At 64.4% G+C, this 14,788-nt stretch carries 17 protein-coding genes and 1 tRNA gene; 5 read left to right on the top strand and 13 right to left on the bottom strand.

Going from position 1 to position 14,788, the window contains the following annotated elements; translation table 11 throughout:
* Positions 1–26: 26 nt before the first annotated feature.
* A tRNA-Lys gene (locus G9Q80_RS12755) sits at positions 27–102 on the bottom strand.
* Between the two features lie 128 nt (positions 103–230).
* On the opposite strand from G9Q80_RS12755, the gene dapF reads away from it, so the two are divergent.
* Genes dapF through G9Q80_RS12740 form a run of 3 tightly spaced genes read left to right on the top strand, consistent with a single transcriptional unit; the run spans position 231 to position 2,938 of the window.
* A complete protein-coding gene (dapF, locus tag G9Q80_RS12750; protein ID WP_043137325.1) occupies positions 231–1,061 on the top strand; it encodes a diaminopimelate epimerase in 831 nt (276 codons plus the stop codon).
* The gene (gene mtaB / locus G9Q80_RS12745; RefSeq protein ID WP_088714216.1) at positions 1,058–2,311 is read left to right on the top strand and encodes a tRNA (N(6)-L-threonylcarbamoyladenosine(37)-C(2))-methylthiotransferase MtaB; all 1,254 of its coding nucleotides are present in this window, start codon (positions 1,058–1,060) and stop codon (positions 2,309–2,311) included. The genes dapF and mtaB overlap by 4 nt, the downstream gene beginning before the upstream one ends.
* Before the next feature lie 3 nt (positions 2,312–2,314).
* Complete coding sequence (locus tag G9Q80_RS12740; RefSeq protein ID WP_088714215.1) at positions 2,315–2,938, top strand: FMN-binding negative transcriptional regulator; 624 nt, start codon at positions 2,315–2,317, stop codon at positions 2,936–2,938.
* A 215-nt stretch (positions 2,939–3,153) separates the two neighbouring features.
* Here the strand turns inward: G9Q80_RS12740 and rplQ are convergent, their stop codons facing one another.
* The 8 genes from rplQ to rplO form a co-directional block, all read right to left on the bottom strand.
* Positions 3,154–3,573: a 50S ribosomal protein L17 gene (rplQ, locus tag G9Q80_RS12735; RefSeq protein ID WP_069210859.1), complete on the bottom strand. Its 420-nt coding sequence runs from the start codon at positions 3,571–3,573 to the stop codon at positions 3,154–3,156.
* Between the two features lie 126 nt (positions 3,574–3,699).
* Complete coding sequence (locus G9Q80_RS12730) at positions 3,700–4,716, bottom strand: DNA-directed RNA polymerase subunit alpha (protein WP_043137336.1); 1,017 nt, start codon at positions 4,714–4,716, stop codon at positions 3,700–3,702.
* A gap of 117 nt (positions 4,717–4,833) precedes the next feature.
* The gene (rpsK, locus tag G9Q80_RS12725) at positions 4,834–5,229 is read right to left on the bottom strand and encodes a 30S ribosomal protein S11 (protein WP_043137338.1); all 396 of its coding nucleotides are present in this window, start codon (positions 5,227–5,229) and stop codon (positions 4,834–4,836) included.
* A gap of 15 nt (positions 5,230–5,244) precedes the next feature.
* Positions 5,245–5,613 (bottom strand): 30S ribosomal protein S13, encoded by a 369-nt coding sequence (rpsM, locus tag G9Q80_RS12720; protein ID WP_043137341.1) that lies wholly within the window; start codon positions 5,611–5,613, stop codon positions 5,245–5,247.
* A 197-nt stretch (positions 5,614–5,810) separates the two neighbouring features.
* On the bottom strand, positions 5,811–6,182 hold the full coding sequence (locus G9Q80_RS12715) for a hypothetical protein (protein ID WP_088671790.1): 372 nt from the start codon (positions 6,180–6,182) through the stop codon (positions 5,811–5,813).
* Positions 6,179–6,823: an adenylate kinase gene (locus tag G9Q80_RS12710; RefSeq protein ID WP_043137346.1), complete on the bottom strand. Its 645-nt coding sequence runs from the start codon at positions 6,821–6,823 to the stop codon at positions 6,179–6,181. Before G9Q80_RS12710 ends, G9Q80_RS12715 begins: the two co-directional genes overlap by 4 nt.
* Positions 6,820–8,187: a preprotein translocase subunit SecY gene (gene secY, locus G9Q80_RS12705; RefSeq protein WP_088714214.1), complete on the bottom strand. Its 1,368-nt coding sequence runs from the start codon at positions 8,185–8,187 to the stop codon at positions 6,820–6,822. Before secY ends, G9Q80_RS12710 begins: the two co-directional genes overlap by 4 nt.
* Positions 8,188–8,295: 108 nt before the next feature.
* Positions 8,296–8,766, bottom strand: a complete 471-nt coding sequence (rplO, locus tag G9Q80_RS12700; RefSeq protein WP_043137351.1) for a 50S ribosomal protein L15 — start codon at positions 8,764–8,766, stop codon at positions 8,296–8,298.
* A 281-nt stretch (positions 8,767–9,047) separates the two neighbouring features.
* Between rplO and G9Q80_RS12695 the strand changes: the two genes are divergently transcribed.
* Positions 9,048–9,707 (top strand): hypothetical protein, encoded by a 660-nt coding sequence (locus tag G9Q80_RS12695; RefSeq protein ID WP_088714213.1) that lies wholly within the window; start codon positions 9,048–9,050, stop codon positions 9,705–9,707.
* A 263-nt stretch (positions 9,708–9,970) separates the two neighbouring features.
* Positions 9,971–11,224, top strand: coding sequence for a DEAD/DEAH box helicase (locus G9Q80_RS12690; RefSeq protein ID WP_232788144.1), 1,254 nt, complete (start codon positions 9,971–9,973; stop codon positions 11,222–11,224).
* Between the two features lie 15 nt (positions 11,225–11,239).
* Here the strand turns inward: G9Q80_RS12690 and G9Q80_RS12685 are convergent, their stop codons facing one another.
* From G9Q80_RS12685 to rpmD, 4 genes are all read right to left on the bottom strand, one after another.
* Entirely contained in the window at positions 11,240–12,400 is a 1,161-nt protein-coding gene (locus G9Q80_RS12685) for a cytochrome P450 (RefSeq protein WP_088714212.1), read from the bottom strand.
* Positions 12,397–13,605 (bottom strand): cytochrome P450, encoded by a 1,209-nt coding sequence (locus G9Q80_RS12680; RefSeq protein WP_088714516.1) that lies wholly within the window; start codon positions 13,603–13,605, stop codon positions 12,397–12,399. The genes G9Q80_RS12685 and G9Q80_RS12680 overlap by 4 nt, the downstream gene beginning before the upstream one ends.
* Before the next feature lie 57 nt (positions 13,606–13,662).
* Complete coding sequence (locus G9Q80_RS12675) at positions 13,663–14,448, bottom strand: MBL fold metallo-hydrolase (RefSeq protein WP_088714211.1); 786 nt, start codon at positions 14,446–14,448, stop codon at positions 13,663–13,665.
* Between the two features lie 149 nt (positions 14,449–14,597).
* Positions 14,598–14,786, bottom strand: coding sequence for a 50S ribosomal protein L30 (gene rpmD / locus G9Q80_RS12670; protein ID WP_043137362.1), 189 nt, complete (start codon positions 14,784–14,786; stop codon positions 14,598–14,600).
* Positions 14,787–14,788: the final 2 nt, after the last annotated feature.

Here is a 14,788-nt window from a genome sequence, read left to right as displayed (position 1 = left end):
CATCTCTGGCCAAGCCCTTGATTCAGTGGTGAGCCGTGTAGGATTCGAACCTACGACCCACTGATTAAAAGTCAGTTGCTCTACCAACTGAGCTAACGGCCCACTGTGGCGGCCTAACTATGAATATGCCCGGTCGGGGTCAAGCCAAAAAATCAGGAATCTTGCAGGCTTTTTCTCATCGCTCGCCGGGACACTGGAAACCACCCCGCGACAGGCGTATATCGCGCGCCATGACACAGGACGCGCGCGCACTGCCCTTCATGAAAATGCACGGGCTTGGCAATGACTTCGTGGTGATCGACTCGCGGCAGCGCGAGGCGGCGCTGACCCCTGCGCGAATCGCGGCCATCGCCGACCGGCACAGGGGCGTGGGCTTTGACCAGCTGGCCGTCATCACCCAGAACGCCAACCAGCCGCACCTGACCTTCTACAACTCCGACGGCTCCACCTCGGCGGCCTGCGGCAATGCCACCCGCTGCATCGCCCGCCACCTGATGGATCAGACCGGAGAGACCCGCCTGAGCCTGACCACCGATCGCGGCACGCTCGAGGCCGTCGATGCCGGCAACGGGCTGACCTCGGTGAACATGGGACCGCCGCAACTGGACTGGGCCGAGATCCCGCTGGCCGAGGAAATGGACACGCTGGAACTGCCCATCGAGGGCGGACCGACCGCCACCGGCATGGGCAACCCGCATTGCACCTTCTTCGTCGAGGATGCCGAGGCGATCCCGCTGGAACAATTCGGCCCGCGCTACGAACACCACCCGCTGTACCCGCAGCGCACCAACGTGCAGGTGGCCAGCCTGCTGGGCGAAAACCACCTGCGGATGCGGGTCTGGGAGCGCGGCGTGGGCGTGACACTGGCCTCCGGCTCGTCCTCCTGCGCCACCGCCGTCGCCGCCGCACGGCGCGGCCTGACAGGCCGCAGCGTCCGCATCGACCTCGACGGCGGCACGCTGCAGGTCGACTGGCGCGAGGATGGCGTCTGGATGACCGGCGGCACCGCGCATGTCTTTGACGGCCAGTTCACCGCAGACTGGCTGGACGCGAACCCATGAGCGCGCCCAAGTTCACCACCCTGGGCTGCCGCCTGAACGCCTATGAAACCGAGGCGATGAAGGATCTCGCCGAGGCGGCGGGCATGGGCAACGCCGTGGTCGTCAACACCTGCGCCGTCACGCAGGAGGCCGTGCGCAAAGCCCGGCAAGAGATTCGCCGGTTGCGCCGCGAAAACCCGGACGCCCGCGTCATCGTCACCGGCTGCGCCGCCCAGATCGACCCGGCGAGTTTTGCCGCGATGGACGAGGTCGACGCCGTCATCGGCAACACCGAAAAGATGGCCCCCGACACCTGGAAGGGCCTCGCGGGCGATTTCATCGGCGAGACGGAAAAGGTGCAGGTCAACGACATCATGTCGGTGACCGAAACCGCCGGCCACCTGATCGACGGTTTCGGCACGCGCAGCCGCGCCTACGTGCAGGTGCAGAACGGCTGTGATCACCGCTGCACCTTCTGCATCATTCCCTATGGCCGGGGCAATTCGCGCTCGGTCCCCGCCGGTGTGGTCGTGGACCAGATCAGGCGCCTCGTGGACCAAGGCTATAACGAGGTGGTGCTGACCGGGGTCGACCTGACCTCCTGGGGCGCCGACCTGCCCGGGGAACCGCGCCTGGGCGATCTGGTCATGCGCATCCTGCGGCTGACCGACGTGCCGCGCCTGCGCATCTCCTCGATCGATTCGATCGAGGCCGATGACAACCTGATGCTGGCCATCGCCTCCGAGCCGCGCCTGATGCCCCACCTGCACCTCAGCCTGCAGCACGGCGACGACCTGATCCTGAAGCGCATGAAGCGCCGTCACCTGCGCGACGATGCGATCCGTTTCTGCGAAGAGGCGCGGCGCCTGCGCCCCGAGATGACCTTTGGTGCCGACATCATCGCCGGTTTCCCGACCGAGTCAGAGGCGCATTTCGAGAACTCGCTGAAACTGGTCTCGGACTGCGACCTGACCTGGCTGCACGTCTTCCCCTACTCGGCCCGCCCCGGCACCCCCGCCGCGCGGATCCCGCAGCAGATCAACGGCAGCACCATCAAGGAACGCGCCGCCCGCCTGCGCGCCGCCGGAGAATCGCAGGTGCAGGCGCATCTTGCCGCCCAGGCCGGCCGCACCCACGCGGTGCTGATGGAGGCGCCGGACATGGGCCGGACCGAACAATTCACAGAGGTGCGTTTTGCCGCCCCGCAGCCCGTCGGCCAGATCGTGCAGGCGCGGATCACCGGCTTTGACGGCCAGCAACTCACGGCCTGAGCCATGCATCCCAACCCGACCTTCCGGCAGACCGACAGGGACACCGCATTGGCGCTTGTGCGCGCCCGCTCCTTCGGGGTGCTCACACTCTCGACCGAGGGCGCGCCGCTGCTTGCGCATGTCCCCTTCCTCCTGTCTGAGAGCGGAACAAAGGCCGACCTGCACCTTGTCCGGTCCAACCCAATCGCGCGGTCCTGCGCCACGCCACAGCCCGTCACGCTCGCCGTAAGCGGGCCGGACGGCTACGTCTCACCCGACTGGTACGGGATCGACGACCAGGTGCCGACCTGGAACTACACCGCCGTCCACCTCATCGGCACGCTGCACCCGCGCCCGGTCTCTGAACTGGAGCCGCTGCTGGCCGCCCAGAGCGCCGCCTTCGAGACCCGGCTGCCCGACAAGGCGCCCTGGACGATGGACAAGATGAGCGCCGAGACAAAGGCGCGGTTCAAGCGGATGATCCTGCCCTTCCGGCTGGAGATCACGGAAATCCAGAGCACCTTCAAGCTGGGCCAGAACAAACCCGAAGAGGTCCGGCTTGCCGCCGCCGACAGGCTGACCGAGGGTTTCGGCAGCGAGTTGCAGGCCCTGGCCCGCGACATGCGGGACCCGCCCGCGGCCAAGTGATCGGCCCCGGAGCTGCACCGTCACGGATTTGGAAAATGAAAGCGGTTTACCTGGGTGAACCGGATCTTGCCCGTTTGTACAAAATGCTGGAATCGCCGTACGTTTCGTACGTTTTGTACAAAATTCCGGGACGCCCGGTCGGCATGAAAAAGCACGGCATGAAAAAGGCCCCGCCGTCACCGGCAGGGCCTTCATGAATTCCGTGGAAGAGAGGATTACTCCTCGTCGGCCTCGGCCATTGCCACGCGCGCCTTGTCGGCTGCGCCCTTGGCGTCCACGTCGCGGTCCACCAGCTCGATGATGGCCATCGGGGCCATGTCACCGTAGCGGAAACCTGCTTTGAGAACACGGGTATAGCCGCCGTTACGCTCGGCGTAGCGCGGGCCCAGGATCTCGAATAGCTTGGCGACGTCCTTGTCTTCCTTCAGCTGCGCGCGCGCCTGGCGGCGGGCGTGCAGGTCACCACGTTTGCCCAGGGTGATCAGCTTGTCCATGACGCGCTTGAGTTCCTTGGCCTTGGGCAGGGTGGTCTTGATCTGCTCATGCTCGATGAGCGAGCCGGCCATGTTCGCCCACAGCGCCTTGCGGTGCTCGTGGGTGCGGTTCAGGCGGCGGTAACCTTTTGCGTGACGCATTGTTTTTACTCCGATTTTTGCCCTCTACGGGCGGTTTTGCTTTGTCCGGCCGGCGATGCGTGTCACCGGCTCTCCTTGGGGCGGATGCCCGGTAGGATGGGTGATATCACCCATCCTACGATTGGTTCAGAACGAGTCTTCCAGCTTCTTGGCCAGGTCCTCGATGTTGTCCGGCGGCCAGTCCTCGACGTCCATGCCCAGGTGCAGCCCCATGCCCGACAGCACTTCCTTGATTTCGTTCAAGGACTTGCGGCCAAAGTTCGGGGTGCGCAGCATCTCGGCTTCGGTTTTCTGGATCAGGTCGCCGATATAGACGATGTTGTCGTTCTTCAGGCAATTTGCCGAACGGACAGACAGTTCCAGCTCGTCCACCTTCTTGAGAAGCAGCGGGTTGAATTCCAGCCCGTCGTCCTCGTCTTGGCGGCCCGCCGACTCCGGTTCCTCGAAGTTGACGAAGATCGACAGCTGGTCCTGCAGGATGCGCGCGGCAAAGGCCACGGCGTCCTCGGGCGTGATCGAGCCGTCGGTTTCGATCTTCATGGTCAGCTTGTCGTAGTCCAGCACCTGGCCCTCACGGGTGGGCTGCACGTCATAGGCGACCTTCTTGACCGGCGAATAGATCGCGTCGATCGGGATCAGACCGATCGGCGCATCCTCGGGCTTGTTCTTGTCCGCGCTGACGTAGCCCTTGCCGGTGTTCACGGTGAATTCCATGTACACTTCGGCGCCTTCGTCGACGTGGCAGATCACATGCTCGCGGTTCAGCACCTCGATGCCCGCGCTTTCGGCGATATCGCCAGCGGTCACGACGCCCGGGCCCTTGCCGGTCACGGACAGGCGCTTGGGGCCTTCGACTTCCATGCGCAGCGACACACCCTTGAGGTTCAGGATGATGTCGGTGACGTCTTCACGCACACCGGCCACGCTGGAGAATTCGTGCAGCACGTTGTCGATCTGCACGCTGGTGATGGCCGCGCCCTGAAGCGACGACAGCAGGACCCGGCGCAGTGCGTTGCCCAGAGTCAGACCAAAGCCGCGCTCCAGCGGTTCGGCAACGACGGTGGCCATGCGCGACGGATCGGCGCCCGGCTTGATCTCAAGCTGCGTCGGCTTGATCAGTTCAGCCCAGTTCTTGTGGATCATGCAGTTCCCTCCATACCTGCCAGCGCCCCATGTCCGAAGGCACCGACGCCCGAGGTTTCAAAACGACGGCGCGAGGCCGGGCAAAAGGCCCGGCCCCGCGAAAAACTGTCCGATGGATCAGACGCGGCGGCGCTTCGGCGGGCGGCAACCGTTGTGGGCGATCGGCGTCACGTCGCGGATCGACGTGATGTTGAAGCCGACGGCAGCCAGCGCCCGCAGCGCGGATTCGCGGCCCGAACCGGGGCCCTGCACTTCGACTTCCAGCGTCTTCACGCCGTGTTCCTGCGCCTTCTTGCCGGCATCTTCCGCAGCAAGCTGAGCGGCGTAGGGGGTCGACTTGCGCGAACCCTTGAAGCCCATCGTGCCGGCCGACGACCAGGAGATCGCGTTGCCCTGCACGTCCGAGATCAGGATCTTGGTGTTGTTGAAGGACGAGTTAACATGCGCCACACCGGCTGCAATGTTCTTGGAGACCTTCTTCTTGCCGCCACCGCGGCGAGTATCGCGTGCCATGAGTCCGTTCTCCCCTTACTTCTTCTTGCCTGCGATGGGCTTTGCGGGGCCCTTGCGCGTGCGTGCGTTGGTGTGGGTCCGCTGACCGCGGACGGGGAGGTTGCGGCGATGGCGCAGGCCGCGGTAGCAGCCGAGGTCCATCAGGCGCTTGACGTTCATCTGAACTTCGCGGCGCAGGTCGCCTTCGACGGTCAGGTTGGCGTCGATGAATTCACGGACGGCCAGGACTTCTGCGTCGCTCAGCTCATTGACGCGGCGTGCCACGTCGATGTTGGTGGCCGCGCAGATTTCCTTGGCAGTGGCGGGGCCAATGCCGTGGATGTAGGTCAGCGCGATCGGGACGCGCTTGTGGGTCGGGATGTTGACGCCGGCAATACGTGCCAAGTCTCTGTTCCTTTCGTTGCGAGCCCGTAGCTCCAGGCCCTTTTTTCACAACGGAAGCCCGGGCCATGCGGCTGCCGGGCGTCTGTCATAACTCAGGTGATCTTCCCGAATCCTGGATCCACGATTCGGGCAATGGCTCCCTTGCGGGATGGGGCTACCTATTGGGCAGGGCCCAGAAGGTCAACCCCCTGTCAAGGCTATTTTCGCGACCATTGCGAACAGGGGAAATAGATCTCTGGCAAAGGGAAGATTCCGTCGGGCACGACCCGAACGTAGCCGCCCTTTGTCTCGCTGATCCAGAGCCCAGTCTGCCACTGGCTGCCTCCGTCGTCACAGGTCGCCGTGACCGACAGGGACTGGCCCGAAACAAACCGCGCGTCGGACCAAGAACAGCGCGCGCCGTGGCTTTCGATCCCGGTGGGCGTCAGCGTCACGATATCCGCCAGTTCGCGATCCTCGTAGGGCAGATCGCAGTAGCCCGGATTGTCGAGGATCTCTTCGGCGAGGGCCGGGCCGACGGCCGACAGCCCGCCGATCAGCAGGGCTGCCGCCGTCCGTCCGATCCTCATGCGTCGAGCTGTCCGGCAATCGCCGACTGGATATCGGCGATCTCGCCGAGCCCGTCGACGCTGCTGTGCTTGCCCAGCGCGTAGTAATAGCCGATCAGCGGCGAGGTCTGCTTGTAGTAGGCCATCAGCCGCGTCCGCAGGCTGTCCTCGTTGTCATCGGCGCGGCGCTTGAACTCTGTTCCACCGCATTTCACGCATTTGCCGTCCTCGGGGATCGGCTTGGTGAGATCGTTGTAGACCTCACCACAGCTGCCGCAGGTCGACCGCGCCGTGATGCGCTGCACCAGGACATCGTCGTCCACGCGCAGTTCGATCACCTTGTCCAGCGTCTGACCCTCATCGGCCAGCAGTTTGCCCAGTGCATCCGCCTGGGCCAGCGTCCGCGGGAAGCCGTCGAAGATGAACCCGTTGGCCGAGACCGTTTCCAGCTTTTCGCGGATCAGGCCGATCACGATCTCGTCCGTGACCAGGTCACCGCGGGCCATGACGTCAGCGACGATCTTGCCCATCTCGGTGCCGCTGTCCTTGGCCTCGCGCAGCATGTCGCCGGTCGACAGCTGGACCATGCCACGGTTCTCTTCGAGAATACGTGCCTGTGTGCCCTTGCCCGCCCCCGGCGGTCCCAAAAGAATTATGTTCATCGACGCGCTGGTGCCCCCCGTTTCTTGCGGCCCTTACCCTTGCCGCGCAGCTGCGACTTTTGAATAAGACCTTCGTACTGATGTGCCAAGAGATGGCTCTGGACCTGTTGAATGGTGTCCATGGTCACGCTGACCACGATCAGAACCGAAGTACCGCCAAAGTAGAACGGGATGGCGTATTGGGTGCGCAGGATCTCGGGCAGAAGGCAAACAGCCGTCAGGTAGATGGAGCCCAGGACCAGCACGCGGTTCACGACGTATTCCAGGTATTCCGCGGTTTTCTTGCCCGGGCGAATGCCCGGAACGAAACCGTTCTGGTTCTTGAGGTTGTCCGCAACGTCATCGGGTTTGAACGAAACGTTGAACGTGTAGAAATAGGCGAAGAAGACGATCATGGCGCCGAAGAACAGGAGGTAGAGCGGCTGTCCGGGGCCAAAATAGGCAAGGATCGTCGACATGATCGGCCCGGTGTCCGACCCGCCAGAGAAGGTCGAGATCGTCACCGGCAGCAACAGTAGCGAGCTGGCGAAGATCGCCGGGATGACGCCCGCCGGGTTCACCTTGACCGGCAGGTGCGATTGCTGCGCCTCGGTCATCTTCATGCCGACTTGGCGGCGCGGATACTGGATCGTGATCTTGCGCAACGCGCGTTCCATGAAGACCACGAAGGTGATGACGCCCACCACCATCAGGATCACGCCCACGATCACCGCCGGGCTGATCGCGCCCGATTGCCCCTGGCTGAAGAACTGTGCCAGCGCGGCGGGCACCTCGGCGATGATGCCGACGAAGATGATCAGAGAGATGCCGTTGCCGATGCCGCGCGCGGTGATCTGCTCACCCAGCCACATCAGGAACATGGTGCCGCCGACCAGAGTGATCATGCAGGCCGCGCGGAAGAACCAGCCCGGATCTGTCACCAGATCCCCGGCTTCCAGGCTGACCGCAAGGCCATAGGACTGGATCACCGCCAGCGCCACCGTGCCGTAACGGGTGTACTGGTTGATCTTCTTGCGGCCCTGCTCGCCCTCTTTCTTGAGCTGCTCCAGTGCCGGCACCATCGCCGTCAGGAGCTGCACCATGATCGAGGCCGAAATGTAGGGCATGATGCCCAGCGCAAAGATCCCCATGCGTCCCAGCGCGCCGCCGGTGAACATCGACACCATGCCCGCAACGCCCTGCCCTGCCTGCTCGACGAACTCTTGCAGCGCGGCGCCGTCGATCCCCGGAACGGGGATGTAGGTGCCAAGGCGGTAGACGATCAGAAGGGCGAGGGTGAAGAAGATGCGATTGCGCAGGTCGGTTGCTTTGCCAAGCGCCGCCCAGCTGGTGTTGGCGGCCATTTGCTCTGCTGCGGATACCATGCGGATCTCTCTTTTCAGTCAAACGCCGCCACGACGGGTTTTCCGTCGGGCGGCGCGCAATGGAAAACTGTTGGACATGTAAGCGGCGGGCGCGCCGCTCACAAGTCGTTATTCCGCCGCTGCCGCGGTGGTGACGGTCAGCGAACCGCCCTTGCCTTCAACGGCGGCGACGGCCGATTTCGACGCGCCGGTGACGTTGATGGTCAGGGCACCGGTCACTTCGCCCTTGGCGAGGACGCGGATACCGTCCAGCGAACGGCGGACGAGACCCGAGGAAACCAGCGTTTCTTCGGTGATGTTGCCGGCGTCCAGCTTGCCCGCGTCGACGAATTTCTGGATCAGGCCCAGGTTGACGACGGCATATGCCTTGCGGTTCGGCTTGTTGAAGCCGCGCTTGGGCAGACGCTGGTACAGCGGCATCTGGCCGCCTTCGTAGCCGTTGATGGCCACACCCGAACGCGATTTCTGACCCTTGATACCACGGCCACCCATTTTACCACGGCCCGAACCGGGGCCACGGCCGATGCGCTGCTTGCGCTTGGTTGCGCCGGGATTGTCGCGCAGTTCATTGAGTTTCATGTCGCTTCTCCTATGCCGGATGCTGCCCGCGAAGCGATGATGGACAGACCACGGCGTTTCTTGGTTGTGAATCGGGTCCCCTCGGACCACCGGGGGCGTATAGCGAAGCGCCCCGGCCAAGACAAGCCTTCCCTGCAGTCCGCGGCCTCCCCGCGCGACGCTTGCGGAGGTCCGGTATTCCATACGGTAGGGAATCGCTGAATGGCATGGCCCGTCCGCCCTAGGCAGGGTGTCCCCAGACGCGCAAATTTCCTGGCGCGGTCAACCCCGGAGACCTGACCATGATCCTTGCCGACAACTGGCTTGTAACACTCGGCATCGCTTCCATCGTGCTCAGCAACCTCGCCTGCCTGCCCTTCATCCGCGACATGCTTTGCGGCAGCACGCGCCCGGCGCGGTCGACCTGGCTGATATGGTCGGTGCTGTCGGGGATCTGCCTGATGTCCAACGTCGACAAGGGGGCCGATGCCTCTCTGTTCTTTGTCGGCGTCGAAACGGCGGAAACGGTCCTGATCTTCGCGCTTTCGATCCGCTTCGGCATGGGCAGCATCCTGAATGCGCGCGACCTGGCGATCTACGCGGTCGCGGGAGGCGGGCTGGCGCTGTGGTGGGTCACGGACGACGCGGTGTTTGCCCTGGCCATCGCCATCGCGATCAGCGCCCTGGGCGGCGTGCCGACGATCCTCAAGGCCTATGCCGAACCGCGCGCCGAAACGGCCGCCTGCTGGGGGCTATCGGCACTGGCCGCGCTGCTGGGATTGCTGTCGGTCGGCGCCTTCACTCCGGTCCTGCTGGCCTACCCGGCCTATCTGCTGGTGCTCTACTGCGCCATCCTCGGGGCGATGAGCCTTGGCTATCGCCGCGAACGGCTGGAACGCGAGGCGATGGCCCTGCGCCTGGCACCACTGCGCCCGCGGGCAATGCAGGGCATTCCCGCCTGAGCCCTTGACTTCTGCACCGCAGCACCGCATGTACGCTCCAGTTGCCGCACCCGCCGCGTGAGCGGGGCTGACGGGCGAAAGCGCCCTCTCGGCACATCTTTCCTACATGGTTCCCATTTCACGCGGGGGTCCAGAACCGCAACAGGCGCGATGGCACGATGCCCCGCGCCCAGGTCTGCGGTCTCACCCGTGCGCGCCGCGACACCTGTCGTGGCGGGAAACGCATGATTTCGCGGGCATCCCCCGCACTAAAGGACGTACTCTTGGATTTCGACATGCTGGGGCTGCCGCCCCGCCTCCTGGCCAACCTGGCCGAACAGAACATCACCGAACCCACCCCGATCCAGACCCAGGCCATTCCGCACGCCATGAACGGCCGCGATGTCATGGGCCTGGCGCAGACCGGCACCGGCAAGACCGCCGCCTTCGGCCTGCCGCTGATCTCGACCCTGATGCGCAAGCAGGCGCGCCCCGCCGCCAAGTCCGTGCACGGGCTGATCCTTGCGCCGACGCGCGAACTGGCCAAGCAGATCGTTGACAACCTGCGCATCTACGCCGCCGGCACCCCGGTCAAGATCGGCATCGTCACCGGCGGCACCTCAATCAACGCGCAGGCACAGCGGCTGGCCAAGGGCACCGACCTGCTGGTCGCCACCCCGGGCCGCCTGATCGACCTGATGGAACGCAAGTCGGTGCGCCTTGACGGGACCGAGTTCCTGGTGCTGGACGAGGCCGACCAGATGCTGGACCTCGGGTTCATCCACGCGCTGCGCCAGATCGCCAGGCATCTGCCCGCAGAACGTCAGACCATGCTGTTTTCGGCCACCATGCCCAAGCAGATGGCAGAGATCGCGGCCGCCTACCTGACCAATCCCGTACGGATCGAGGTGACACCTCCGGGCAAACCCGTCGAGCGCATCGAGCAGAGCGTGCATTTCGTCGAACAGGCGCACAAGGCCTCCCTGCTGGTCAACCACCTGGACGGACACCGCACAGAGGCCGCGCTGGTCTTTTCGCGCACCAAGCATGGCGCCGAGAAGCTGAAGAAGCACCTCGAAGCCAAGGGCTTTGCCGCCGGGTCGATCCACGGCAACAAGAGCCAGGGCCAGCGCGACCGCGCGCTCAAGGCGTTCCGTGACGGCGATCTGAAGGTGCTGGTCGCTACGGATGTGGCCGCGCGCGGCATCGATATTCCCTCGGTGCGCTACGTCTACAACTTTGATCTGCCGAACGTTGCCGACAACTATGTCCACCGCATCGGGCGTACCGCGCGCGCCGGGCTGGACGGCACGGCCATCGCCTATTGCGCGCCCACCGAGATGGGTGAGTTCCATGCGATCCTCAAGGTCATGGGCCGCGACATCGCAGTGGCGGGCGGTGAACCGTGGGAGCCGGTCAAGAAGCCCTCTCGCGGCGGCGGCGGCGGAAACCGGCGCCCCGGCAATCGCCCCGGTGGCAACGCCGCGAAACCCGGGCGCCCGCGGCGCAGCCGCACCCGCCGCTCCAAGGCGGCCTGAGTTTGACCGGGGGCGCTAAACGGCGCCCCCGAGCCTTACGGGGACCGATTTCGGCCCCCGGAACGCCCAGCCGGTGAACGCCACCGGCCCGGGCAGCTCCATCCGCGGAAATCTTTCGAAAAGCATCGGCAAAGCGACTTCGGCGATCAGGGAGCGCGAGGCGGCAGCCCCCGCGCAGAAATGCGGACCGGCGCCGAAGGCCAGGCTGGGCCGCGTGTCGCGTGTCACGTCAAAGACCTCTGGCCGATCAAAGACCTCCGGATCCCGGTTGCCGATCCCATACATCAGGAACACCCTGTCGCTGGGATCGAAGCGCACCCCTTCCACCACATCTTCCCGCGCAACCTCACGTGGGCTCATGCCGATGGGGGCGATCCAGCGGGCAAACTCCTCGAAAGCATCCTGCCAGCTTGCCTCGCCCGCCCGCACCCGGGCCAGCTCTGCCGGATGGGCCAAGAGCGCCCAGGCACAGCCCGCAATCGCGTCACGCGGTTCGTTCTGCCCACCCGAGATCGCCAGCTTGATATTCGCCCGCAGACTGTCCATCGGCAGCCCTGCACGCATCTGCACGTCCAGCAGGGACATCTCCGGGGCTTCGCTCAACTGCGCGTCGATGGCCGCGTCGATCCGCGCCGTTGCAGCGAGACACCGGGCCTCGATGTCCGGATCGCCGGAGTAGTTGGCGATCCCGTCGATCATCCCCTGGCTGACGGCATCCATCTCTTGCCAGGTCAGCCCGTGCAGCCCGGTGATCGCTCGCAAGGCCTCACCAGACAACCGCATGGCATAGTCGCGCACGAGATCGCACGCCCCCTGTCCGGCCATGTCCTCCAGCGCGGCACATGCCGCCGTGCGAAAGGCGTCAGACCAACGATCCCGCACGGTGCGGGGCGAATAGGAAGGAAAGCATGCACGCCGTTCGGCCGCATGCGCCTCGCCGTCCTTGCGCATCATGTTCTCGCCCATCAGCCGGGTCATCAGCCCCTGCGGCTGGCGCGAGGAAAACACCTCGATCCGCTTTTCCTGCTCAAAGATCACGTTTCGCCGGGTGATCAGCGTCGCGCCCAGTTGCGGGACATAGGCAATGGGTGTCTCTGCCTGCACCCGCGCCAGCGCCGGATAGGGATCGGCAACCAGTTCTGCGGGGTCCAGGTCGACCCGGGGCGCGTCGCTCATCGCACACGCACGGGCAAGGTCGCATAGCCCCGGAACCGCGCCAACGGCACCCGCGCGCGCGGGCCATTCGCCGTCAGCCTGGGAAAGCGCCGCATGAATTTCCCAAGGGCGATCTTGCCCTCGACCCGCGCCAGAGAGGCGCCAAGACAGACGTGAATCCCGGTAATGAAGGCAATGTGTCGGTTCGGTCGCCGCGTGATGACCACCCGGTCCGGATCCGGAAAGACCTCGGGATCGCGGTTGGCCGCAGCGATGGAGGTGTGGATATATGTGCCCTTGGGCAATACCCCGCTCGACAGCTCGATTTCCTCGCCCGCCAGCCGATTGCCGATCTGAAGCGGGCTTTCGACCCGCAGGAACTCCTCGACCGCGGGGCCGATCAGGTCCGGGTCGTCCAACAGCATCCGGTGCTGGTCGGGGTTGTCCATCAGCAGGCCGACAGAATTGCCGACGAAACTTGTCGTCGTCTCATGGCCTGCGTTCAGCAAGAAGATACAGTTCTGGATCAGCTCTTCCTGCGTCAGCCGCCGCCCTTCGTGTTCGCCAAAAATCAGCGATTCCAGCACCTCGCCTTCATGCGCGCCCTCGGGATTGCGGCGGCGGTGGTCAATGAGGTCGCCCAGGATCTCGCCGAACTCCTCGACCGCGCGGTTACCCTCGGCCAGACGGTCCTGCGGCACAACCGGATCCAGCGCGCCGAGAATTGCCAGCGAGTAACCGCGCAGCCGCTCTCGGTATTCCTCAGGGATGCCCAGCATGAAGCTGATGATCTCGGTCGGCAGAACCTTGGCGAAGTCCTCGATCAGGTCCAGCTCTCCCAGGTCCTCGACCCGGTCCAGCAGCCGATCGACGATCTTGTCGATCAGCGGTTCGAACTCGGCCAGCTTGCGCGGGGTGAAGGCACCAGAGATCAGCTTGCGCGCCACCGTGTGATAAGGTGGATCGTTGAAGATCAGGCTGGTCGTGTGGTGCTTTTGCAGCGGGCACTGGCCGAATTTCTCGCCAAAGGCTTCTGTCTTGTCGGACAGCATGTCGCGGCTTCGGTAGACGGCCATGCAATCGTCGAAGCGGGTCAGAAAGACAGAGCCGTCCGCGTTGCGGTGGACCGGGCTTTGCTGCCGCAGCCGGTGCAGGACCGGGTGCGGATTTTCGATGAAATCCGGGCCGATCGCGTTGAGATCGAAGGTCGAAACATCCAGTGCCATGAAAAAGCCTCCCGCAAGGACTTTGCGGAAGGCCATTCGGTTCGGCAAGAGGCGCTGTCAGCCAAGCTCGCCCGGGGCGTACCAGTCGCCCATCTTCACCGTGGCCGCGTCACCGACCATCTCGGCGAACATCGCCGGGTCCTGCGTGCCGCCGTCCCGGCCGCGATAGTGGTAGGGATAGACATAGGTCGGAGCGAATTCGCGGACCGCGTCCGCTGCGGCCTCGGCCGTCATGGTGAACGGCAGGTTCATGCAGACAAAGGCGAGGTCGATGCCTTCCAGTGCGCGCATGTCCGGGATGTCCTCGGTATCACCCGAGACGTAGATGCGGAAATCGCCCATCGTCAGGACATAGCCATTGTCACGCCCCTTGGGGTGAAAGTTCTCGCGCCCTTCGGTCATGTTGTAGGCCGGGATGGCATCCACCTGAAGATCGGTCAGGCTGGCGCTGGCGCCATTGGCCAGCGCGTTGGTGTTCACCTTCAATTCGTCCGAGAGCATGTCGAACACCGCCGGGTTGGTCAGCATCTGGGTGTTTTCGCCCTTCAGCGCGGCCAACACATCGGCATTGTAGTGATCGCCGTGCTGGTGCGTGATCAGGATAAGATCAGCATCCGGAAAGCCCTCGTATTCCGAGACTTCACCCACCGGATCGACATAGATCGTGCCCACCGGCGTCTCCAGCACGATGGACGCATGGTGCACGGGATGCACCAGAACCGTGCCGTCGGAGGTCTTGAACTCGTTCGGCAGGTGGCCGCCGGCACGACCCGCGAAAGGCAGAACCGTGATACTTCCGGCGGCAGCGGCGGTATGAAGAAAATTGCGTCGGGTGAAGGTCATGTGTAGCGCTCCCAGTGTTCTGTTCCCGGGAGACGGTAGTGCGACCCCGCCCGGCGACAAATTGAACTTTCCGAGATAGCCCCCGTAAAACGGAAAACGCCCCCCGGACGAACCGGAGGGCGCTTTTTGTTCACATCGGGAAAAGAGGCTCAGTCGCGCTCTTCGACGATTTCCACCAGGTGCGGGATCTTGCGGATCATGCCGCGAACCGCCGGAGTGTCTTCCAGCTCGCGCACGCGGTGCATCTTGTTCAGGCCCAGGCCGACCAGGGTCTGACGCTGGATGGCAGGGCGGCGGATCGGCGAACCGACCTGTTTGACGACAATGGTCTTAGCCATGA

This window comes from Mameliella sp. LZ-28 (assembly GCF_012274245.1).
Classification (GTDB): domain Bacteria; phylum Pseudomonadota; class Alphaproteobacteria; order Rhodobacterales; family Rhodobacteraceae; genus Antarctobacter; species Antarctobacter albus.
The sequence above is the reverse complement of the archived record's forward strand: the minus strand, read 5'-3'. Positions and strand labels throughout refer to the sequence as shown.